This is a genomic window from Streptomyces sp. NPDC090032 (genome assembly GCF_044748025.1).
In the GTDB taxonomy this organism is placed as follows: domain Bacteria; phylum Actinomycetota; class Actinomycetes; order Streptomycetales; family Streptomycetaceae; genus Streptomyces.
Genome location: NZ_JBIVFF010000005.1, coordinates 362,438 through 383,543, shown reverse-complemented (window position 1 = coordinate 383,543; position 21,106 = coordinate 362,438). Strand labels below are relative to the sequence as shown.

The window sequence follows — 21,106 nt, the reverse complement described above, 5'->3', positions numbered from 1 at the left end:
CCCTTATCGCGCGGTGGACGTGTAGGGCAGCAGCGCCATCTCACGGCTGTTCTTCACGGCCGTGGCGACGTCACGCTGGTGCTGCGTGCAGTTGCCGGTCACGCGGCGGGCGCGAATCTTGCCGCGGTCGGAAATGAACTTCCGCAGCATGTTCGTGTCCTTGTAGTCCACGTACGTGACCTTGTCCTTGCAGAAAGCGCAGACCTTCTTCTTAGGCTTGCGCACAGGCGGCTTCGCCATGGTGTTTCTCCTGTGTGATCAAGAAGTGTGGGAACGGCCCACCCTTGGCCCTGAGGCCTAGAAGGGGGGCTCGTCCGAGTAGCCGCCGCCAGAACCAGAGCCGCCGGAGCCGCCGGAGCTTCCGCCCCAGCCACCGCCGCCGCCCTGCTGGCCGCCGCCGGACGGCGCACCGGTCGCCCAGGGGTCGTCGGCGGGAGCACCGCCGCCACCCTGCTGCTGACCGCCACCGGAGCCACCGCCCCAGTTGCCGCCGCCCTGCTGGCCGCCGCCACCGCCGCCGTATCCACCCTGGCCACCGCGACCGGTGGTCTTGGTGACCTTGGCCGTGGCGGTCTTCAGGCTGGCGCCGACTTCCTCGACGTCCAGCTCGTAGACCGTGCGCTTGACGCCCTCACGGTCCTCGTAGGACCGCTGCTTCAGACGGCCCTGCACGATGACGCGCATGCCTCGCTGAAGCGACTCCGCGACGTTCTCCGCCGCCTGACGCCAGACCGAGCAGGTCAGGAACAGGCCTTCGCCGTCCTTCCACTCATTGGTCTGCTTGTCGAAGATGCGGGGAGTGGACGCGACACGGAACTTCGCGACCGCCGCACCGGAAGGGGTGAAGCGCAGCTCGGGGTCGTCGACAAGATTGCCGACGACCGTGATGACGGTCTCGCCTGCCATGGGGGAACCTCTCGGCGGGTTTGCTGCTGGCTGCTTGCTGCTACTCGAAACCCGAGTGCCGCTGAGCTAGGAAGCTCAGTGGGTCTCGGGACGGAGGACCTTGGTCCGGAGGACCGACTCGTTCAGGTTCATCTGGCGGTCGAGCTCCTTGACGACCGCAGGCTCGGCCTGCAGGTCGATGACCGAGTAGATGCCCTCGGGCTTCTTCTTGATCTCGTACGAGAGACGACGACGGCCCCAGGTGTCGACCTTCTCAACCTTTCCGTTGGCCTCACGGACAACGGAAAGGAAGTTCTCGATCAGCGGGGAGACAGCGCGCTCCTCGAGATCGGGGTCGAGGATGACCATCACTTCGTAGTGACGCATGTGGAACCCACCTCCTTTGGACTCAGCGGCCACGGTCGTTCCGTGGCAGGAGGGTCGTGATGCGTACGCAACGGTATCGGCCGCCACTGACAATCGGGCCCCGCTGGCGGGGATCCCTGGTCAGGGCATGAGGCAGACACCGGTGCAGACGGTACAGACTACCCGCACCACGGCTTCCGGTTGAAATCCGGCCGCAGGAGGGCACAATCTGTACACATCGGGTGTGTATGGCGCTACGATGCGCCGCCTTCCGCAGGAGGTGCCACATGGCACAGGCAATGCGACCCAACACCGCGACATCTCTCTTCGCCACGGACGGGAAGCCCCATCCCCTCCAGGACTCACTGGTCGCGGTGGCGATGATCCTCGGGGCGATCGCCATCATCTCTTCGCTCTTCAGCAGCCTCCACCTGCTGAGTTCCTGGGCGGGTCTGGTGGGCGTCCTGACCGGCGCATACGGCCAGTTCATCTCCGTGACGACGCGCGAGCGCTTCGGTCTCATCCTGGGCCTCGGCGCCTCGGCGATCGGCCTCTTCATCGGCATGGCCCACGGGGGTCTGTTCGGCGGTGTCATCGGCTGACGGCACGCGAACCTTCTATAGGCCCAGTCGGGGCGCTCGCAGGGCGCAGTAGGCTTCGGCGCGAGAGCCGGAGCCCTTGTACCCATGGGGACACACCAGCCCGAGGAGCGCCCCGAATGAGCCTGACCCTGAGGACCATCAGCCGAGAGCAGCATCTGGCATACATCCAGAGCCTGCCCTCGGCTAGCCACATGCAGGTCCCGGCATGGGCTGATGTGAAGGCGGAGTGGCGCTCCGAGAGCCTGGGATGGTTCGACGAGCGGACCGGCGAGATGGTCGGCGCAGGCCTGGTCCTGTACCGGCAACTGCCCAAGATCAAGCGCTATCTCGCCTATCTGCCCGAGGGCCCGGTCATCAACTGGTTCGCTCCGAACCTCGACGACTGGATGCGTCCGATGCTGGCGCACCTCAAGCAACAGGGCGCCTTCTCCGTGAAGATGGGCCCGCCGGTGATCATCCGGCGCTGGGAGGCCACGTCGATCAAGAAGGGCATCCAGGACCCGGACGTCAAGCGTCTGCGCGACATCGAGGCCGACTTCATCGAGCCTCGCGCCTTCGAGGTCGCCGACAAGCTGCGGCGCATGGGCTGGCAGCAGGGCGAGGACGGCGGCGCCGGCTTCGGTGACGTACAGCCCCGCTACGTGTTCCAGGTGCCGCTGGCCAACCGCTCCCTCGAGGACGTGCACAAGGCCTTCAACCAGCTGTGGCGCCGCAACATCAAGAAGGCCGAGAAGGCCGGCGTCGAGGTCGTCCAGGGCGGCTATCAGGACCTCGCCGAGTGGCAGCGTCTCTACGAGATCACGGCTGTGCGCGACCACTTCCGGCCCCGCCCCCTCTCGTACTTCCAGCGCATGTGGACGGCCCTCAACAGCGAGGACCCCAACCGCATGCGGCTGTACTTCGCCCGCCACAACGGGGTGAACCTGTCGGCGGCGACGATGCTGGTGGTCGGGGGGCACGTCTGGTACTCCTACGGAGCCTCCGACAACATCGGCCGTGAGGTCAGGCCCTCGAACGCGATGCAGTGGCGGATGCTCCGCGACGCCTACGCGCTCGGCGCGACGGTCTACGACCTGCGCGGCATCAGCGACTCGCTCGACGAGTCGGACCACCTCTTCGGTCTCATCCAGTTCAAGGTGGGAACCGGTGGGCAGGCTGCCGAATACCTCGGCGAGTGGGACTTCCCGCTGAACAAGCTGCTGCACAAGGCCCTCGACATCTACATGTCGCGGCGCTGAGCCCCGCCCGGCCCGCCTGGTCCACACGGCCCGGGCGGACCCTGCACAATTCACGTAGCTCCAAAGCTTCTTCATACCTCTGATACACCGCAGCCACGAGAAAGGTTCCGGGACCGGCCATGGCGCTCACGCTCTACGTCGACACCGCGCGCTGGCGGGCACACCACAAGCACGTGCTCGAGCAGTTTCCGGGGATCGTCCCTGTCTGCAAGGGCAACGGCTACGGCTTCGGCCACGAACGGCTCGCGGACGAGGCCACCCGCTTCGGCTCGGACGTCCTCGCCGTCGGCACGACCTACGAAGCCGCCCGGATCAAGGACTGGTTCAGCGGTGATCTGCTGGTCCTGACCCCGTTCCGGCGGGGCGAGGAGCCCGTGCCGCTGCCCGACCGTGTGATCCGCTCCGTCTCCTCCGTCGACGGCGTGCACGGCCTCGTCGGCGCCCGTGTCGTCGTCGAGGTGATGTCCTCGATGAAGCGGCACGGCGTGAGCGAGCAGGAACTGCCCCAGCTCCACTCCGCCATTGAGGACGTCCGGCTGGAGGGCTTCGCGATCCACCTGCCCCTGGACCGCACCGACGGCTCCGACGCCGTCGAGGAGGTCATCGGCTGGATGGACCGTCTGCGCGCGGCCAGGCTGCCGCTGCACACGATGTTCGTCAGCCACCTCAAGGCCCAGGAACTCGCCCGTCTTCAGCAGCAGTTCCCGCAGACCCGGTTCCGGGCGCGCATCGGGACGAGGCTCTGGCTGGGCGACCACGACGCGACCGAGTACCGCGGCGCGATCCTGGACGTCACACGCGTCGCCAAGGGCGACCGCTTCGGCTACCGCCAGCAGAAGGTCGCCTCGGACGGCTGGCTCGTGGTCGTCGCGGGCGGTACGTCGCACGGCGTGGGCCTGGAGGCTCCCAAGGCGCTGCACGGCGTCATGCCGCGTGCCAAGGGTGTCGCCCGCGCGGGCCTCGCGACCGTCAACCGGAACCTGTCGCCGTTCGTCTGGGGCGGCAAGCAGCGCTGGTTCGCAGAGCCCCCGCACATGCAGGTCTCGATCCTCTTCGTGCCGTCCGATGCCCCCGAGCCCCGGGTGGGCGAGGAGCTGGTGGCTCATCTGCGGCACACCACCACGCAGTTCGACCGGATCCTCGACCGCTGACCTAGGCCGGCGTCACGCCGAGTCCTGCGGACAAACGGAAGGGCCGGACACCATCGCGGTGTCCGGCCCTTTCTGTGCGTTCGCTCAGAGCGAACGCTCCTCGTCCTTGCCCCAGCCCCAACTCACTTGTGGCCGCTCCTCGTTGTGCGCCGCATGCCGCGGGGGATGGGCGGCGTGCCCGAGTACGAACACGTCCGGCGCTCCGTCCAGGACACCGCCCGATGGATCGTCGTCCCCGGAGCGTCTGACCACATCCCGTTCCGGCATCAGGATGTCGCGCACGATCACCGCGCACAGATAGAGCGTGCCCAGCAGGTGGATGAGGACGACGAGGTGATAGCCGTCCGTGGGCAGCCCCCGGTGCTTGTCACCGCTCGTGGTGTACGCGAGATACATCCAGATCCCGAGGAAGTACGCGACCTCGCACGCCTGCCAGATCAGGAAGTCCCGCCAGCGCGGCCGGGCGAGGGCGGCGAAGGGGATCAGCCACAGGACGTACTGCGGCGAGTAGACCTTGTTGGTGAGGATGAAGGCGGCGATGACCAGGAAGGCGAGCTGCGCGAGGCGGGGTCGGCGTGGCGCGGTGAGGGCGAGTGCGGTGATGCCCAAGCACGCCAGGACCATCAGCACCATCGCGTAGGTGTTGGCGTCGTCGGGGCTGATCTGCGCGTCCCACCGCTGCTGGATGATCAGCCAGATGGACCCGAAGTCGACGCCGCGCTCCTGGCTGAAGCGGTAGAACTTCGACCAGCCCTCAGGGGCGAGCAGCATCACCGGCAGGTTCACGACGAGCCACGCGCCCACCGAGCCGGCCAAGGCCTTCCCGAAGTCGCGCCAGCGCCCGGCACGCCAGCAGAGCAAGAGCAGCGGGCCGAGCACCAGGAACGGATAGAACTTCGCGGCCGTGGCCAGGCCCAGCAGAACGCCGAAGGCCACCGACCGGCCCCGTGACCACATCAGCATCGCGGCCGCTGTGAGGGCCACGGCGAGCAGATCCCAGTTGATGGTGGAGGTCAGCGCGAAAGCGGGTGCGAGGGCGACCAGGAGGCCGTCCCAGGGGCGTCGCCGGTGGGTGCGGGTCACGCAGATGGCGATCACCACCGCGCAGATCATCAGCATCCCGGCGTTGACCATCCAGTAGACCTTCTCCAGGTGCTGGATGGAGCCGCCGCCCAGGGTCAGCCAGGACGCGACCTCCATGAACACACCGGTCAGCACCGGGTACTCGAGGTAGTCCATGTCGCCGGGCAGCTTGTCGAAGTAGGGCACCAGGCCGTCGGCGAAGCCCCGTCCCTGATAGAGGTGCGGGATGTCCGAGTAGCAGGCGTGCGTGTACTGCGAACTGGCGCCGAAGAACCACGCGCCGTCGTAGCAGGGGAGCTTCTGCACCATGCCCAGCGCGAACATGCCGATCATCACCAGCGCGATGACGCGCACGGGGGTCCACCAGGAGCTCCCGAGCAGCGCCCATCGTCCGATCGGTCCGCCGATCAGCTCGCTCCCCGCTGCGGCGACCTCGTCCTCCTTGGTCGGCCGTACCGGGTCCGGCTGTTGCACATGGGTGCGCGTCGTCTCTGCACTGGGCATGCCGCACATCCTGCCGTACGCGCCTGAGAACGGGGCGAGGGCCGCCGCACCTGATCGGTGCGGCGGCCCTCACTTTGCGCGTATCACGCACTGTTTCACGTGGAACACGCAGCGTTTCACGTGAAACAGGCGGCGTGAGATCAGCTCCGGCTAGCCCGTTGGGCCTCCGAAGAAGCCTCCGTTGCCATTTCCGTTGTTCCCACCGTTGCCTCCTGGCGTCGACGGCGAGCTGGTGACGCCTCCGTCGGTGCCGCCCGATGGAGTCCCACCGGTGCCGCCGTCCGATGTACCGCCGTTGTCGTTGCAGTTCCACGACCAGCTGCTGCAGGACTCGCTGGTCGACGGCGACGGGCCGGGGGAGGACTGGCTGGGGGACGGTTCCGTCGATGCCGAATCCGAGGGAGAAGGAGTCGCCGAGGGAGTGATGCTCGGGCTCGGAGTGGCGCCGACGATCTCACCGATGGGCTCGGGAACGGGGAACGTCTTCGGCTCCACTCCCTTGAGGGCCTCCAACATGTAGTCGTGCCAGATCTCGGACGGGAACGAGGCTCCGTGGATCTTCTCCTGGTTACCCGTGCCGTACATCTCCAAGAACTGGCGCTTCTTGCTGTTCTCGTCGTCGTCCATCCGGTACATCGTGATGGCCGTCGACAGCTGCGGGGTGTACCCCACGAACCAGGCGGACTTATTGCCGTCGGTCGTACCGGTCTTGCCCGCGACCTGGCGGTCGGGCAGCTTCGCGTTGGTACCCGTTCCCTTGTCGACGACGGTCCTCAGAACGTCGGTGACGTTGTCGGCGACCGCCGGCTGGAAGGCCCTGACCGGCGCCTTCTCGTGCCGGTAGACCGTCTCACCGGCGTGGTCGACCGACGTCACCGAGAACGGATCGTTCCGCTGACCTCTGGCGGCGAAGGTGCCGTAGGCGCCGGCCATACGGATCGCGCTCGGGTCGGAGGTGCCCAGGGAGAAGGACGGGTAGTTGGCGCTCGCGAAGCTGTTGTCCTTGATGCCTGCGTCCTTCGCGGCCCGCTTCACCTTGTCCAGACCCACGTCCATGCCCAGCTGGACATAGGCGGAGTTGACGGACTCCCGCATCGCCTCACGAAGGTCGATCTGGAAGGTCGGCCGGTTGTAGGACGCCCCGCCGTCGTTCGTCTGGAGCCACTCCTTGCCGTTCTTGTCCGTCCAGACCTCGCCGTTGTACTTCTTGATCTTCAGCTTGTTCTGGCCGCTGTAGAGGCTCTTCGGGGAGACCGGCGTGCGCTCGGTGTCGCCCTGCACCTCGCCCAGCTTGGGGTCGCGTACCCCGTCCCTCATCGCGGCGGCCAACACGAACGGCTTGAAGGTCGAGCCGACCTGGGCACCGGTCTGGTCGGCGTTGTTCGTGTAGTGCGTTGTCGCGTCCTCACCGCCGTAGATGGCCTCGATCGCGCCGCTCCCCGGGTTCACCGAGGCGCCACCGAACTGGACGTACTTGTCCGTCTTCGGGCGGAGCTTCTCGTTGATGTTCTCCTTGCGGACCTTCTTCACGGCCGCTTCGAGCTTGTCCACCTTCCTCTTGTCGAAGGTGGTGTGGATCTCGTAGCCGCCCTTCTGCAGGTCGAGGGCGGTGATCTTGCCATCGCTGTTGTTGATGGCGTAGGCCTTGGCCAGGTCCACCAGGTAGCCGACCTGGCCGCCCAGCTTGCCGTTGGACCGGGGGCCCTGCAGCCTGGGGAAGCCTTCTGCCTTGAATTTCGCCCGGTCCGCGGAGTTCAGACGCTTGTCCTTGACCTCTTCGTCGAGGATCCAGCTCCACCGCTTCTCCGCGCGCTCCCTGTTCTTCGCGGGCGTCGCCTGGACCGGGTCGATCTCCGGCGCACCGGCGGGGTCGTAGTACGTCGCGCCCTTGAGCACGGATGCCAGGAATGCGCACTGGCTCGCGTCCAGCTTCTGGGCGTCCTTGTTGAAGTACGTGCGGGCAGCCGCCTGAATACCGTAGGCACCGCGCCCGTAGTACGCGGTGTTCAGGTAGCCGGCCATCACCTTCTCCTTGGGCTCCGTACGGCCCACCTTTATGGAGACGAACAGCTCCTTGACCTTGCGCGAGATCGTCTGCGACTGGTCGTCGAGCATCGCGTTCTTCACGTACTGCTGGGTGATGGTCGAGCCGCCCTGCGTCGCGCCACCCTTGGCCATGTTGACGAACGCGCGGGCGATGCCCATCGGGTCGACGCCCTTGTCCGACTCGAACGTCTTGTTCTCGGCGGACATGACGGCGTACCGCATGGCCTCGGGGATCTCTTCGTACTTGATGATCTGCCGGTTCGTCTCACCACCGGTCGCGACCATCTGATCGCCGTTGGCCCAGTAGTAGACGTTGTTCTGGGCCTTGGCCGTGTCCGCCGTCTTCGGGACGTCCACCAGGGCGTACCCGATGCCCGCCGCGGCCATGAGGCTGCCGCAGAGGCCGACGAACAGACCCGTCACCAGGCGCCAGGACGGCAGCCAGCGGTGCACTCCGTACTTGTCGGAGCGCGGGTAGTCGATGAACCTCTTCTTCTGCGGCCGGGAGGGTCCGCGGCCCCTGCCGCGCCCGGGCCCGCTCGGCCCCTCGGGGCCGCCTCCGCCGCGCCGGCCGCCGCCACCGCCGCGTCCGGCGCCGCCGTCGGGTGCCTTCCTGCGGCTCCCTCCGGCGCTGCGCTGCGCGGCTCGGCGCGCTTCCGCGCGGCCTCCGTACGGGCGGTCGTCGCCCGTCGAGCCGGACGATCCTGTGGACCCCGGCGTTCCATACGCATCAGAAGGCGATCCGGTGGCGTCACGCGGTGCCGCGCGACGGCCCGGCGATGCGCCGGACGTGCCACGACGGGCCGCGGCACGTCCGCCGCCCTGTGGCTGCGGCGGTTTGCGACGGTGCTCGCTCATCGAACGACTACTCCTCGGGCAGGCGCGGAGATACGCGCCTGGAAAAGGCGGCTGGTTTCCGGTCCCCCCGAAATACGGATGCGCCCCTTCTGGCACTCACCCGCAATGCACCGGGGACAACGACGCCCACAGGCGTCACTTGGTTCCCGGCGGTCTGCATGGCGGACAGACTACGCACCGGCAAAACCCACCTAGGGCCGAAGTTCACCCCAAATCAGGCAACTTGCTTGGTATGAATCGGTGATGTGACGCCGTTCACCGTGATCCCTCTTGTCGCATCCGTGCGGCCGTTCTATCGTCGTGATGTATCGAGTCGATACATCAGCTCGGCATAAAGAGTCCGTAAGTAGTCGTGGTACCCGACCGCGGCAGAGAGGAGGCGACGATGAGCCGACGTTCCGGCATCCTCGAGTTCGCTGTCCTCGGACTGCTCCGCGAGTCCCCGATGCACGGCTACGAGCTGCGGAAACGGCTCAATACATCGCTGGGGGTCTTCCGCGCCTTCAGCTACGGGTCCCTCTACCCCTGCCTCAAGACGCTGGTCGCAAGCGGCTGGTTGATCGAGGAATCGGGGAGCGCACCCGAGGACGCCCTCGCCGCACCACTCGCAGGGCGTCGCGCCAAGATCGTCTACCGGTTGACGGCGGAAGGTAAGGAGCACTTCGAGGACCTGCTCTCGCAGACCGGTCCCGACGCCTACGAGGACGAGCACTTCGCCGCGCGGTTCGCCTTCTTCGGGCAGACCTCGCGTGACGTACGTATGCGCGTGCTCGAAGGCCGTCGCAGCCGTCTCGAGGAGCGCCTCGAAAAGATGCGCATCTCCTTCGCCCGCACCCGGGAACGCCTTGACGACTACACCCTTGAGCTCCAGCGGCACGGAATGGAATCCGTGGAGCGCGAAGTGCGCTGGCTGAACGAGCTCATCGAGAGCGAGCGGGCGGGGCGGGATCAGCGGCGATCCGACCCCTCCGACGCAGCTCAGCAGGACACATCTGGAGAGACGGGCGGCCTGCCCCGGCACCGGGACAGCACCCGGCCGGATCCGTCCGACGACACCGCCACGTGAGGCCCATTCGGGGTTTCACCGATACACACAGGGAGCAACCGGAATGGGTTCGGTTCGCGTAGCCATCGTCGGCGTGGGCAACTGCGCCGCCTCGCTGGTCCAGGGCGTCGAGTACTACAAGGACGCCGACCCGGACGCCAAGGTCCCGGGCCTGATGCACGTCCAGTTCGGCGACTACCACGTCGGTGACGTCGAGTTCGTCGCCGCCTTCGACGTCGACGCGAAGAAGGTCGGCCTCGACCTCTCCGACGCCATCGGTGCCAGCGAGAACAACACCATCAAGATCTGCGACGTGCCCAACACGGGCGTGACCGTCCAGCGCGGCCACACCCACGACGGTCTGGGCAAGTACTACCGCCAGACCATCGAGGAGTCCCCCGAGGCCCCGGTCGACGTCGTCCAGGTCCTGAAGGACAAGCAGGTCGACGTTCTGATCTGCTACCTGCCCGTCGGTTCCGAGGACGCCGCGAAGTTCTACGCGCAGTGCGCCATCGACGCCAAGGTCGCGTTCGTCAACGCCCTTCCGGTCTTCATCGCCGGCACCAAGGAGTGGGCGGACAAGTTCACCGAGGCGGGCGTGCCGATCGTCGGTGACGACATCAAGTCCCAGGTCGGCGCCACCATCACGCACCGCGTCATGGCGAAGCTGTTCGAGGACCGCGGTGTCCGTCTCGAGCGCACCATGCAGCTGAACGTCGGCGGCAACATGGACTTCAAGAACATGCTCGAGCGCGAGCGCCTCGAGTCCAAGAAGATCTCGAAGACGCAGGCCGTCACCTCGCAGATCCCCGACCGCGACCTGGGCGAGAAGAACGTCCACATCGGCCCGTCGGACTACGTCCAGTGGCTCGACGACCGCAAGTGGGCCTACGTCCGCCTCGAGGGCCGCGCCTTCGGTGACGTTCCGCTGAACCTTGAGTACAAGCTCGAGGTCTGGGACTCCCCGAACTCCGCGGGTGTCATCATCGACGCCCTGCGCGCCGCGAAGATCGCCAAGGACCGCGGCATCGGTGGCCCGATCCTGTCGGCGTCCTCGTACTTCATGAAGTCCCCGCCGGTGCAGCACTTCGACGACGAGGCCTACGCGAACGTCGAGAAGTTCATCAAGGGCGAGGTCGAGCGCTAACCACACACAGTGCGGCGCGTACCCGTAGTAACGCGCCTCTCCTTGTGGGCTGTTGAGGTCCCCGGATGCACACGACGTGTGCCCGGGGACCTTTCCCGTATGTGAGGCTGTGCCCCATGGCTGTCGTCCGTGACCTGCGGGTACTCCTGCGCCTGAGAGACTTCCGGCGCCTTTTGACACTGCGGCTGCTCTCACAGGGCGCGGACGGCGTCTACCAGGTCGCGCTGGCCACCTACGTGGTGTTCTCACCGGAGAAACAGACTTCGGCCGGCGCCATCGCCTCGGCCATGGCCGTGCTGCTTCTGCCGTACTCGGTCATCGGCCCGTTCGCAGGCGTCCTCCTCGACCGCTGGCCCCGCCGCCAGGTCTTCCTCTACGGCAACCTCCTGCGGACCGCCCTGGCGTCCGTGACGGCCGTCCTGATCCTCGGCGGTGCGCCGGACTGGCTCTTCTACGCCTCCGCCCTGTGCGTGACCGCCGTCAACCGCTTCATCCTCGCCGGGCTCTCCGCCGCCATGCCACGCCTGGTCGATGACGAGCGTCTGGTGATGGCGAACTCCATCTCGCCGACGGCCGGCACGCTTGCCGCCACGCTGGGCGCCGGGCTCGCGTTCGCCGTGCGGCTGCTCATCTCGGACTCGGACGCCCTCGTGGTGCTCGTCGGGGCGGCTCTCTACCTCTGCGCAGCGCTCGCCTCCCTGCCCATGTCCGCGGAACTCCTCGGTCCGGACCCCGAGTTGGTACGGCCGGGCCTGCGGACGGCGCTCACCGGCACGGCGCAGGGACTCGCCTCAGGCGTTCGCCACCTGACCGCCCGCCCTCCGGCCGCCCGCGCCCTGGCCGCCATCACGCTGATGCGGTTCTGCTACGGGGCGCTGACGGTCATGGTCCTCATGCTCTGCCGCTACTCCTGGTCGTCCACGGAGTCCGACGGACTGGCTCTGCTGGGCCTCGCCGTGGCGTTCTCGGGGGCGGGATTCTTCGCCGCCGCCGTGGTCACGCCCTGGGCCGCGGGACGGCTGGGACCTGCCCGGTGGATCATCGTCTGCGCGGGGGCGGCAGCTGCCCTCGAACCCGCCCTGGCGCTCCCGTTCGCGCCCGCCCCCATGATGGCCGCCGCCTTCGTCCTGGGCCTGACGACCCAGGGCGCGAAGATCGCCACCGACACGGTCGTGCAGTCCTCGGTGAACGACGGCTTCCGTGGCCGGATCTTCTCCGTTTACGACGTCCTGTTCAACGTCGCGTTCGTCGGCGCGGCCGCAGTGGCCGCACTGATACTGCCGCCTGACGGGCAGTCGGTCCCGCTCGTGCTCACAGTGGCCCTGCTCTACGCGGCAATTGCTGGTGCTATGACCCGTTTTGACACCCAGTAAGTGTCACATCAATGACACAGGGCCCCTCCCGACTTCAGAATTGTCAGTCGGTACGGATAACTTACGGGCGTCTTATCCGCGCCATCGCGCCTAAGTTCGAGGGGGACCCCCAAAGTGACCACTCCGCCGCCGCAGGGCCAGAATCCGTTCGCCCAGGGCCAGCAGCCCTCTGGCCCGCCGCAGGGCGGTCCGTACGCTCCGGTCGCCGGCCAGCCCGGGGTTCCTCAGCAGCCGTACCCGCCGCACGCCCCGGGCACGCCCATCCCGCCCGGCCGGCCGTCGGGTGGCGGTAAGAAGAAGGCCCTCCGCATAGTCGCCCTGATCGTGGTCGCCGTCGCGCTCTACGGCGTGAAGTGGTACCTCGGCCAGAGCGACGCCGAGACGACCGCGGTCGGCAGCTGCCTGCACAACAACGGCACGACGTCGGCTCCGGACCTGAAGGACGTCGACTGCTCCTCGAGCGACTCCGAGTACAAGGTCATCGAGAAGTTCGACGGCACGAGCGATGTCGACAAGTGCAACTCGGTCCAGGGCACCGAGGTCTCCTACTACCAGAGCGGTGGCAGCCACGACGTGGTGCTCTGCCTGAAGGAAACCAAGTAAGACCACGCATCACCATGCCGAAGGGCGCTGTTTCACGTGAAACAGCGCCCTTCGGCATGTCCGGCCTGGGTTGGTGTTTCACGTGAAACACCAACCCAGGACACTCACTCGGCGATCTGCTGCGCCGCCCACCACTCCTTGAGCGCCGCCACCGCCACGTCATGCTCCATCGGCCCGTTCTCGAGCCGCAGTTCCAGCAGGAACTTGTACGCCTGCCCGATCGCCGGCCCCGGCTTGATGCCCAGGATCTCCTGGATCTGATTGCCGTCCAGGTCGGGGCGGATCGAGTCCAGCTCCTCCTGCTCCTTGAGCCGCGCGATGCGCTCTTCCAGGCCGTCGTACGCGCGCTCCAGCGCATTCGCCTTCCGCTTGTTGCGCGTCGTGCAGTCGGAGCGGGTCAGCTTGTGCAGGCGGTCCAGCAGCGGACCCGCGTCACGGACGTAGCGACGAACGGCGGAGTCGGTCCACTCGCCGGTGCCGTATCCGTGGAAGCGCAGGTGCAGCTCGACCAGTCGCGAGACGTCCTTCACCAGCTCGTTGGAGTACTTCAGCGCCGTCATGCGCTTCTTCGTCATCTTGGCGCCCACCACCTCGTGGTGGTGGAAGGAGACCCGGCCGTCGTCCTCGAAGCGCCGCGTCCTCGGCTTGCCGATGTCGTGCAGCAGGGCCGCGAGACGAAGCACGAGATCCGGTCCGTCCGACTCCAGCGCCATCGCCTGCTCGAGGACGATCAGCGTGTGGTCGTAGACGTCCTTGTGCCGGTGGTGCTCGTCCCGCTCCAGACGCAGCTCGGGCAGCTCAGGCAGGACATGGTCGGCGAGACCCGTATCGACGAGGAGGGTGAGGCCCTCGCGCGGGTGTGCGGAGAGAATCAGCTTGTTCAGCTCGTCCCGCACCCGCTCCGCGGAGACGATCTCGATCCGGTCGGCCATGTCCTTCATCGCCTCGACGACCTCGCGGGCCACCTCGAAGTCCAGCTGCGCGGCGAACCGCGCGGCCCGCATCATCCGCAGGGGATCGTCGGAGAAGGACTCCTCGGGGGTCCCGGGTGTACGCAGCACTCGCTCGGCAAGGTCGTCGAGCCCGCCGTGCGGGTCGATGAACTCCTTCTCCGGCAGGGCCACGGCCATCGCGTTCACCGTGAAGTCGCGACGCACGAGGTCTTCCTCGATGGAGTCGCCGTACGAGACCTCCGGCTTGCGCGAGGTCCTGTCATACGCCTCGGAGCGGTACGTGGTGACCTCGATCTGGTAGCCGTCCTTCTGGCAGCCGACCGTCCCGAAGGCGATCCCGACCTCCCACACAGCATCCGCCCAAGGCCTGACGATCTTGAGCACATCTTCGGGACGGGCATCCGTCGTGAAATCCAGATCGTTGCCGAGCCTGCCGAGGAGCGCATCCCTGACCGAGCCGCCGACCAGAGCAAGAGAGAACCCGGCCTCCTGGAATCGACGGGCGAGGTCGTCGGCGACAGGGGCCACCCGCAGCAGCTCGCTCACCGCGCGGCGCTGCACCTGGCTCAGGGCACTGGGATTTTCTTCATTGGCGTTCGGCACAACAGAAAAGGGTACGTGGCCCGAGCCCAGGGTTCCGCCCCGTTTTCCCTGGGTGTGCGCGAGCCGTGCCGGATGCCCCCTACCCTGTCTTCCGATCATGTGGAGCAGTCCGCGGCACTTCGCCACAGCGCACCTCGTTACCATGCGTGGACTATCCGACGACCACTGACGACGACGAGGGACGGGCGAGCGCGTGGCCGAGGCGGCAGACTTCCAAGGGATGACTCCCTCACCTGCCCGTCGAAGGCGGCGGCGCACGGGGGCGTTGCTTGCCGGAGCCCCTCTCCTGGCCGTCCTGACGCTGTTGGGCGGCTCCCCCGGATTTGCCTCCCCGCAGACGCCCGCGGCCCCCCCGATCGGCACGAGCACCGTCGATGTCGCCGTGAACTCGCTCACTCCGAGCGCACCGGTCGACGGCGACACGGTCACCGTCACCGGCACCCTCACGAACGAGAGCAAGCAGGCTGTCACTAACGCCCACGTGGCGCTCCGCCTCGGTTCCGCCCTCGGCGGGCGGGCCTCGATCGACAACGCCTCCCGACACGCGGCGGGGGGAGTGCCGGACGGCACGGAGATCGGCGGCAAGTACGCCAAGAAGATCTCCAAGCTGGCCCCCGGCGCGACGCAGGGCTTCAGCCTCTCCGTCCCCGTCAAGGAGCTGGATCTCGGCGCCGACGGCGTCTACCAGCTCGGTGTCGCCCTGACCGGTCAGACAGCGACGCAGCAGTACCAGCAGACGCTCGGCATCCAGCGGACCTTCCTGCCCTGGCAGCCCGAGGCCGCGGACACGAAGACGAAGACGACGTTCCTGTGGCCGCTCATCTCGCAGACCCACCTCACGGGGGAGACGGGATCCGACGAACAACAGACGCGCGTCTTCCATGACGACAACCTCGCCAAGGAGATCGCTCCGGGCGGACGTCTCCAGCAGATGCTGTCCCTCGGCACCGCCCTCGATGTGACCTGGGTGATCGACCCCGACCTCCTCGCCTCGGTCGACGCCATGACGAGGCCGTACAAGATCAAGGAGCCGGACGGCACCGAGATCAACGGCAAGAACCAGGCGGTCGCCAAGCAGTGGCTGAACGATCTGAAGAACGCCGTCGCCGACCAGAAGATCGTCGCCCTCCCCTTCGCCGACCCGGATCTCGCCTCGCTGGCCCACAACGGCACGAAGGTGACCGGTTCCCTGGGACACCTCAAGGACGCCACCGATGCGGCCACCACGACGGTCGAGACGGTTCTCCACGTCAAACCCGACACGAGCTACGCCTGGCCCGCCGACGGCGCGATCGACCCCAGCATCGTCAATGTCGCGACATCCGCCGGCGCCGACAAGGTGATCACCCGCAGTGACAGCCTTCAGGAGCCCAGCAGCATGCCGTACACCCCGTCGGCGGCCCGCCCCATCGGCAGCGGCACGACGGCCGTGGTGACCGACGCACGGCTGTCGGAAGCCTTCGAGGGCGACATGACGAAGGCCGAGAACTCGACGCTCGCCGTGCAGCAGTTCCTCGCGCAGAGCCTGACGATCAACCTTCAGGAGCCGGACAACGAGCGCAACATCGTGGTCGCGCCGCAGCGCATGCCCTCCGCCAGCCAGGCGCAGTCCATGGCACAGGCGATCAAGGCCGAGCAGGACAGCAGCTGGTCGGAGTCCGAGAGCCTGTCCGCGGCCACCAAGGCGGACCCCGACCCCGACGCGACGACCCGAGTCCCCTCCTCCCGGTCCTACCCCACGTACCTGCGCAAGCAGGAACTGCCCACGTCGGCCTTCCAGGCCATCCAGGACACCCAGACCAAGCTCACCAATTTCCAGGTGATCCTCTCCGACCCGTCCCGCGTGGTGACACCGTTCGGACGGGCCATGGACCGGCAGATGTCCATGTCCTGGCGGGGCCGGCCCGCCGAGGCGCGGGCGTACCGCGACGGCGTCGCCGACTACCTCACGGCGCTCACCAAGCAGGTCAGGCTCATCGACAAGTCCGAGGCGAAGCTCTCGGGACGCAGCGCGACGATCCCTGTGACGGTCCAGAACAACCTGGTGCAGGGCGTCGAGCACCTCGTCCTGCGCCTCACGTCGACGAACGGCACTCGCCTCAAGATCGGCGACGGTCCGTACCATGAGCAGCAGGTGAAGGTCGCCGGCGGGCACAGCCAGTCGGTGAAGTTCACCACCACCTCGAACGCCAACGGCAGGGTCCCGGTCTTCGCCCAGCTGTACACGGAGGACGGCCAGCCGTACGGCCCCGAGGTCCGGTTCGACGTGAACGTCACCGAGATCACGCCGACCGTGATGCTCGTCATGGCCGGCGGCGTCCTGCTCCTCGTCCTCGCCGGCTTCCGCATGTACACCCAGCGCAAGCGCGCCGCCGCTCAACGCACCGAGGAAGGCCCTGACGACGGACCGAACGGGGACCCGGGCGCCGAGCCCGGGGAAGGCGACCCCGAGCAGCCGAGTGACCCGACACCGGAAACCGCTCCGGAAAACACGGACGCGTCCGGCACTGGTGAGAGAGTGGACCGTTGAGCGATGTCGTGGCCGTGGGCCCGGGGACGATGAGGTGGGGTAACCATGAACGCGCCGTACGACGATGACCGTGGCCAGGGCCCGGGCGGCTCAGCCTCGGCCGAGGGCCCGCCCTCTGGTCATCCGGGAGCGCCCGGCCAGGTCCCGCCGCCCCACCCCGCCCCTGACGCGTATCCGCAGGACGCGTACCTCCAGGACGCCTACGACCAGGATCCGTACCAGGCCCAGGACCTCACCGCGCAGGATCCGGTGACGGAAGCGCTCTACGACCGCGCCGCGCACCCTCCGCCGCCTCCCGGCACCTATGAGGCCCCGCAGCCGCTCTATGCCCCGCCGCCGGCGGCCCAGTACCCCCCGGACCCCCGCGTGTGGGCCCAGACGCCGGCCCCCGAGCCGGAGGGCCCGTCTCAGTACCTTCCGTACGGTGACGACGCCAGGACCACACAGTTCGTGGGAGTCGACGATCTGATGACGCAGGCCGGTGAGGAGCAGCACGAGCCCGACGCCTTCGCCCATCTCTTCCGCGACCAGCAGAGCACTGGCGTCGGCCGTCCGCCGGCCGACGCTCCGGTGCCCACGGCAGGACCGGCGCAGCCTCCCGTCCAGGGCGCCACACCCGCACCTGTCCCCGCCCCGAAGCAGGGGGGACGCGCGTCGGGCCTCCTGAAGTCGAGCGCCGTCATGGCCGCGGGCACCCTGGTCTCCCGGCTCACCGGTTTCGTACGCACCGTGGTCATCACCGCGGCCCTCGGCTCCGCGACGCTCGGTGACGCGTGGACGGTGGCGTACACCCTGCCGACGATGATCTACATCCTGACCGTGGGCGGCGGCCTCAACTCTGTGTTCGTGCCGCAACTCGTGCGGTCCATGAAGGAGGACGAGGACGGCGGCGAGGCCTACGCCAACCGTCTGCTGACCCTCGTCATGGTCGCGCTCGGCGTGATCGTCACTGTGGCCGTCTTCGCGGCACCGCTCCTGATCCGGCTGATGTCGGCGCCGATCGCCAATGAACCGGCCGCCAACAACGTCGCCGTCACCTTCGCCCGCTACTGCCTGCCCACGATCTTCTTCATGGGCGTGCACGTGGTCATGGGCCAGATCCTGAACGCCCGCGGGAAATTCGGCGCGATGATGTGGACCCCGGTCCTGAACAACATCGTCATGATCTTCACGTTCGGCATGTTCATCTACGTCTACGGCACGGCCGCGGACTCCCAGCTGCACGTCGACACGATTCCCGCGGACGGTGTCCGGCTGCTCGGCATCGGCACCCTGCTCGGTCTGACGGTCCAGGCGCTCGCGATGATCCCGTACCTGCGCGAGACCGGCTTCCGGTTCCGGCTGCGGTTCGACTGGAAGGGCCACGGCCTCGGCAAGGCGGTCAAGCTCGCCAAGTGGACCGTGCTGTTCGTCCTCGCCAACCAGGCGGGCGTTCTCGTCGTCACCCAGCTCGCCACAGCCGCCGGAAAGGCGTCCGGCAAGGCCGGCGCCGGCATCATGGGCTACTCGAACGCCCAGCTGATCTGGGGCATGCCGCAGGCCATCATCACGGTCTCCGTCATGGCGGCGATGCTGCCGCGCATCTCGCGGGCGGCCCACGACGGCGACCCCGGAGCGGTCCGCGACGACATCTCCCAGGGCCTGCGTACGTCCGCGGTGGCGATCGTCCCGGTCGCCTTCATGTTCGTCGCCCTCGGCGTCCCGATGTGCACCCTGCTGTTCGGCTCCAGCGGCACGCAGGGCGCCCAGTCCATGGGCTACATCCTGATGGCGTTCGGCCTCGGCCTGATCCCGTACTCCGTGCAGTACGTCGTGCTGCGCGGCTTCTACGCGTACGAGGACACCCGGACGCCCTTCTACAACACGGTCATCGTGGCCGCCGTCAACGCGGCCGCCTCGGCGATCGCCTACCTCCTCCTGCCCGCCCAGTGGGCCGTGGTCGGCATGGCCGCCTCGTACGGCCTCGCCTACGCGATCGGTGTGGGCGTCGCCTGGCAGCGCCTGCGCAAGCGTCTCGGCGGCGACCTGGACGGCACGCAGGTCATCCGTACGTACGCCCGCCTCTGCATGGCCTCGATCCCGGCGGCCGTCGCCGGTGGGGCGGTCGGATTCCTGATCACCAGGGCGCTCGGCAGCGGCGCGGCGGGATCGATCGCAGCGCTGGTCGTGGGCGGGGCCGTACTGCTGGGTGTCTTCTATGTCGCCGCCCGGCGCATGCGGATCGAAGAGCTCAACTCGATGGTCGGAATGGTCCGCGGGCGTCTCGGCCGCTAGCAGCACGGCAGGCCGCACAACCATCGCGGGCTGCCGCGTGTCGTGCTTATCGCCGGACTGTGGGCACAATTGGCTTTGGCGTCGCAGAGCGCGCAACGGATGGGGAGGCAGGAACGACGGTGGCGGAACGGAGTACGGCTGCCGTCGACGTGGCAGACAACAGTGGTGACGAGCCACTGACCGCGCAGGCGGAGCAGACCACGGCCGACGGGGTGGCCCAGACCCGGGAGCGGGACACGGCAGCGAACGAGGACGCGGAGGACACCGACGGGTCGACGAGCCCCGGCTCGTCCGCTCCCCCCGAATTGCACAGCGGTCACAAACTCGCCAGACGCTATCGCCTAGAGGAGTGCGTCACCCGGCTGGACGGATTCAGCAGCTGGCGCGCGGTGGACGAGAAGTTGCGCCGGGCCGTCGGGGTGCACCTGCTCCCCGCCGATCATCCGCGGGCACGGTCCGTTCTCGCCGCGGCACGCTCATCGGCGCTGCTCGGCGACCCCCGATTCGTCCAGGTCCTGGACGCGGTCGAGGAGAACGACCTCGTGTACGTGGTGCACGAGTGGCTGCCCGATGCCACGGAGCTGACCGCGCTGCTCGCCTCGGGCCCCCTCGAGGTGCACGAGGCGTACCAGCTCGTCAACCAGGTCTCCCAGGCGATGGCCGCGGCGCACCGCGAGGGCCTCGCGCATCTACGGCTCACCCCGAGCGCGGTGCTGCGCACCTCGACCGGCCAGTGGCGCATCCGCGGTCTCGCGGTGAACGCCGCCCTGCGCGGCATCACCTCGGACACACCACAGCGCACGGACACCGAGGCGATCGGTGCCCTCCTGTACGCCGCCCTGACGCAGCGCTGGCCTTACGAGGACGACGCGTACGGCTTGTCCGGGCTGCCCAAGGACATCGGTCTGATCGCGCCCGACCAGGTGCGGGCCGGCGTGCACCGCGGCCTGTCCGAGCTGGCCATGCGGGCCCTCGTGAACGAGGGGGCGACGGCGTCGCGGCAGGATCCGCCGTGCACCACGACCGAGGACCTGGTGAAGGCCGTCGGTGAGATGCCTCGTATCCGTCCCCCGGAGCCCGTGTTCACGGCGCCTGCGGAGTACCAGCGGACGACCTACCAGCAGGGCACGTACGGCCGTCAGGCAGCGCGTCCCGGCGTGGCCCGGCCCATGCCGCCGGTGCCCCCGCCCCCGCTGCAGAGCCGGACGGGCAAGGCGCTCAAGTGGGCCGTGTCGGCGTTGCTCATCGTGGCCCTCGGCCTCGGCAGCTGGCAGCTCGCGGAAGCTCTGATGGACCGCGGCACGTCGAGCGACTCCAACACGTCGCACAACACCGACGGCGACGACAAGGGCGACGATCACAAGCCCACGAAGCCGATGGCCATCGAGGACGCCAGGGAGTACGTCGCCAAGGGCGAGGCACAGGCCCCGGGTGACGTGGCGAAGACCTACGACGGCGACAGCAAGACCTTCTGGCGGACCAAGACCTATAACGACGGCCCGAAGCTGGCGCCGTACAAGCCCGGCGTCGGTATCGTCTACGACCTCGGCTCGGCCAAGGATGTATCGGCCGCGTCGATAGCTCTTCAGTACGGCGGCGACCACACGACGGTCTCCCTGTACGCGGCCGATTCGCTGTCGCCCACGACATCGATCGACTCCATGAAGAGCATCGGCTCGGACACCACGACGGGCACCACCGCGAAGATCGACGCCGACAAACCGGTGAAGACGCGGTATGTGCTGCTGTGGATGACGGCCCTGCCGAAGTCAGGATCCGACGGTTACTACGGAGCGGGTTACAAGCAGGCTCTCACCGACGTGAAGTTCACCGGCTGAGGGCTCA

Annotated in this window: 16 protein-coding genes; 10 read left to right on the top strand and 6 right to left on the bottom strand. The window is 67.8% G+C overall.

What is annotated here, in order from left to right; all coding sequences use genetic code 11:
- Nucleotides 1-3: 3 nt before the first annotated feature.
- The 3 genes from rpsR to rpsF form a co-directional block, all read right to left on the bottom strand.
- On the bottom strand, nucleotides 4-240 hold the full coding sequence (rpsR, locus tag ACIPWY_RS14450; protein ID WP_003949403.1) for a 30S ribosomal protein S18: 237 nt from the start codon (nucleotides 238-240) through the stop codon (nucleotides 4-6).
- Nucleotides 241-297: 57 nt separating this feature from the next.
- Nucleotides 298-906 (bottom strand): single-stranded DNA-binding protein, encoded by a 609-nt coding sequence (locus ACIPWY_RS14445; RefSeq protein WP_383890063.1) that lies wholly within the window; start codon nucleotides 904-906, stop codon nucleotides 298-300.
- Nucleotides 907-981: 75 nt separating this feature from the next.
- A complete protein-coding gene (gene rpsF / locus ACIPWY_RS14440) occupies nucleotides 982-1,272 on the bottom strand; it encodes a 30S ribosomal protein S6 (protein WP_052578287.1) in 291 nt (96 codons plus the stop codon).
- A gap of 266 nt (nucleotides 1,273-1,538) precedes the next feature.
- Between rpsF and ACIPWY_RS14435 the strand changes: the two genes are divergently transcribed.
- The 3 genes from ACIPWY_RS14435 to ACIPWY_RS14425 all read left to right on the top strand — a co-directional run bounded on the left by ACIPWY_RS14435 (nucleotide 1,539) and on the right by ACIPWY_RS14425 (nucleotide 4,242).
- Entirely contained in the window at nucleotides 1,539-1,853 is a 315-nt protein-coding gene (locus ACIPWY_RS14435) for a hypothetical protein (RefSeq protein ID WP_362907778.1), read from the top strand.
- Nucleotides 1,854-1,969: 116 nt separating this feature from the next.
- A complete protein-coding gene (gene femX / locus ACIPWY_RS14430; protein WP_362907777.1) occupies nucleotides 1,970-3,091 on the top strand; it encodes a peptidoglycan bridge formation glycyltransferase FemX in 1,122 nt (373 codons plus the stop codon).
- A 119-nt stretch (nucleotides 3,092-3,210) separates the two neighbouring features.
- Nucleotides 3,211-4,242 carry an alanine racemase gene (locus ACIPWY_RS14425; RefSeq protein ID WP_326774958.1) on the top strand — a complete coding sequence of 344 codons (1,032 nt, stop codon included), beginning with the start codon at nucleotides 3,211-3,213 and terminating at the stop codon, nucleotides 4,240-4,242.
- 84 nt (nucleotides 4,243-4,326) lie between these two features.
- Here the strand turns inward: ACIPWY_RS14425 and ACIPWY_RS14420 are convergent, their stop codons facing one another.
- Together ACIPWY_RS14420 and ACIPWY_RS14415 are read right to left on the bottom strand one after the other, a co-directional pair.
- Nucleotides 4,327-5,838 carry a glycosyltransferase 87 family protein gene (locus ACIPWY_RS14420; RefSeq protein ID WP_362907776.1) on the bottom strand — a complete coding sequence of 504 codons (1,512 nt, stop codon included), beginning with the start codon at nucleotides 5,836-5,838 and terminating at the stop codon, nucleotides 4,327-4,329.
- A gap of 141 nt (nucleotides 5,839-5,979) precedes the next feature.
- Nucleotides 5,980-8,733: a transglycosylase domain-containing protein gene (locus ACIPWY_RS14415; RefSeq protein WP_393699255.1), complete on the bottom strand. Its 2,754-nt coding sequence runs from the start codon at nucleotides 8,731-8,733 to the stop codon at nucleotides 5,980-5,982.
- Nucleotides 8,734-9,118: 385 nt separating this feature from the next.
- Between ACIPWY_RS14415 and ACIPWY_RS14410 the strand changes: the two genes are divergently transcribed.
- The 4 genes from ACIPWY_RS14410 to ACIPWY_RS14395 all read left to right on the top strand — a co-directional run bounded on the left by ACIPWY_RS14410 (nucleotide 9,119) and on the right by ACIPWY_RS14395 (nucleotide 12,901).
- Complete coding sequence (locus tag ACIPWY_RS14410; protein WP_362907774.1) at nucleotides 9,119-9,799, top strand: helix-turn-helix transcriptional regulator; 681 nt, start codon at nucleotides 9,119-9,121, stop codon at nucleotides 9,797-9,799.
- Between the two features lie 43 nt (nucleotides 9,800-9,842).
- Nucleotides 9,843-10,925, top strand: a complete 1,083-nt coding sequence (locus tag ACIPWY_RS14405; protein ID WP_393699257.1) for an inositol-3-phosphate synthase — start codon at nucleotides 9,843-9,845, stop codon at nucleotides 10,923-10,925.
- 116 nt (nucleotides 10,926-11,041) lie between these two features.
- The gene (locus tag ACIPWY_RS14400; protein ID WP_393699259.1) at nucleotides 11,042-12,298 is read left to right on the top strand and encodes an MFS transporter; all 1,257 of its coding nucleotides are present in this window, start codon (nucleotides 11,042-11,044) and stop codon (nucleotides 12,296-12,298) included.
- A gap of 114 nt (nucleotides 12,299-12,412) precedes the next feature.
- Complete coding sequence (locus tag ACIPWY_RS14395; RefSeq protein ID WP_362907771.1) at nucleotides 12,413-12,901, top strand: hypothetical protein; 489 nt, start codon at nucleotides 12,413-12,415, stop codon at nucleotides 12,899-12,901.
- Nucleotides 12,902-13,005: 104 nt separating this feature from the next.
- Here the strand turns inward: ACIPWY_RS14395 and ACIPWY_RS14390 are convergent, their stop codons facing one another.
- Nucleotides 13,006-14,457, bottom strand: coding sequence for a CCA tRNA nucleotidyltransferase (locus ACIPWY_RS14390; RefSeq protein WP_362907770.1), 1,452 nt, complete (start codon nucleotides 14,455-14,457; stop codon nucleotides 13,006-13,008).
- A gap of 193 nt (nucleotides 14,458-14,650) precedes the next feature.
- On the opposite strand from ACIPWY_RS14390, the gene ACIPWY_RS14385 reads away from it, so the two are divergent.
- The 3 genes from ACIPWY_RS14385 (at nucleotide 14,651) to ACIPWY_RS14375 (ending at nucleotide 21,099) form a co-directional block, all read left to right on the top strand.
- Nucleotides 14,651-16,987, top strand: coding sequence for a DUF6049 family protein (locus tag ACIPWY_RS14385; RefSeq protein WP_362907769.1), 2,337 nt, complete (start codon nucleotides 14,651-14,653; stop codon nucleotides 16,985-16,987).
- A gap of 45 nt (nucleotides 16,988-17,032) precedes the next feature.
- The gene (gene murJ, locus ACIPWY_RS14380; RefSeq protein ID WP_393699262.1) at nucleotides 17,033-19,261 is read left to right on the top strand and encodes a murein biosynthesis integral membrane protein MurJ; all 2,229 of its coding nucleotides are present in this window, start codon (nucleotides 17,033-17,035) and stop codon (nucleotides 19,259-19,261) included.
- Between the two features lie 119 nt (nucleotides 19,262-19,380).
- Nucleotides 19,381-21,099: a protein kinase family protein gene (locus ACIPWY_RS14375; protein WP_362907767.1), complete on the top strand. Its 1,719-nt coding sequence runs from the start codon at nucleotides 19,381-19,383 to the stop codon at nucleotides 21,097-21,099.
- Nucleotides 21,100-21,106 lie beyond the last annotated feature (7 nt).

Excerpts from the sequence above, each read along its gene's own strand:
- ACIPWY_RS14405 (WP_393699257.1), top strand. The coding sequence starts at position 9,843 with ATGGGTTCGGTTCGCGTAGCCATCGTCGGCGTGGGCAACTGCGCCGCC.
- ACIPWY_RS14445 (WP_383890063.1), bottom strand. The coding sequence starts at position 906 with ATGGCAGGCGAGACCGTCATCACGGTCGTCGGCAATCTTGTCGACGAC.
- ACIPWY_RS14425 (WP_326774958.1), top strand. The coding sequence starts at position 3,211 with ATGGCGCTCACGCTCTACGTCGACACCGCGCGCTGGCGGGCACACCAC.
- ACIPWY_RS14410 (WP_362907774.1), top strand. The coding sequence starts at position 9,119 with ATGAGCCGACGTTCCGGCATCCTCGAGTTCGCTGTCCTCGGACTGCTC.
- ACIPWY_RS14435 (WP_362907778.1), top strand. The coding sequence starts at position 1,539 with ATGGCACAGGCAATGCGACCCAACACCGCGACATCTCTCTTCGCCACG.
- rpsF (WP_052578287.1), bottom strand. The coding sequence starts at position 1,272 with ATGCGTCACTACGAAGTGATGGTCATCCTCGACCCCGATCTCGAGGAG.
- rpsR (WP_003949403.1), bottom strand. The coding sequence starts at position 240 with ATGGCGAAGCCGCCTGTGCGCAAGCCTAAGAAGAAGGTCTGCGCTTTC.
- ACIPWY_RS14415 (WP_393699255.1), bottom strand. The coding sequence starts at position 8,733 with ATGAGCGAGCACCGTCGCAAACCGCCGCAGCCACAGGGCGGCGGACGT.
- murJ (WP_393699262.1), top strand. The coding sequence starts at position 17,033 with ATGAACGCGCCGTACGACGATGACCGTGGCCAGGGCCCGGGCGGCTCA.
- ACIPWY_RS14420 (WP_362907776.1), bottom strand. The coding sequence starts at position 5,838 with ATGTGCGGCATGCCCAGTGCAGAGACGACGCGCACCCATGTGCAACAG.
- ACIPWY_RS14400 (WP_393699259.1), top strand. The coding sequence starts at position 11,042 with ATGGCTGTCGTCCGTGACCTGCGGGTACTCCTGCGCCTGAGAGACTTC.
- femX (WP_362907777.1), top strand. The coding sequence starts at position 1,970 with ATGAGCCTGACCCTGAGGACCATCAGCCGAGAGCAGCATCTGGCATAC.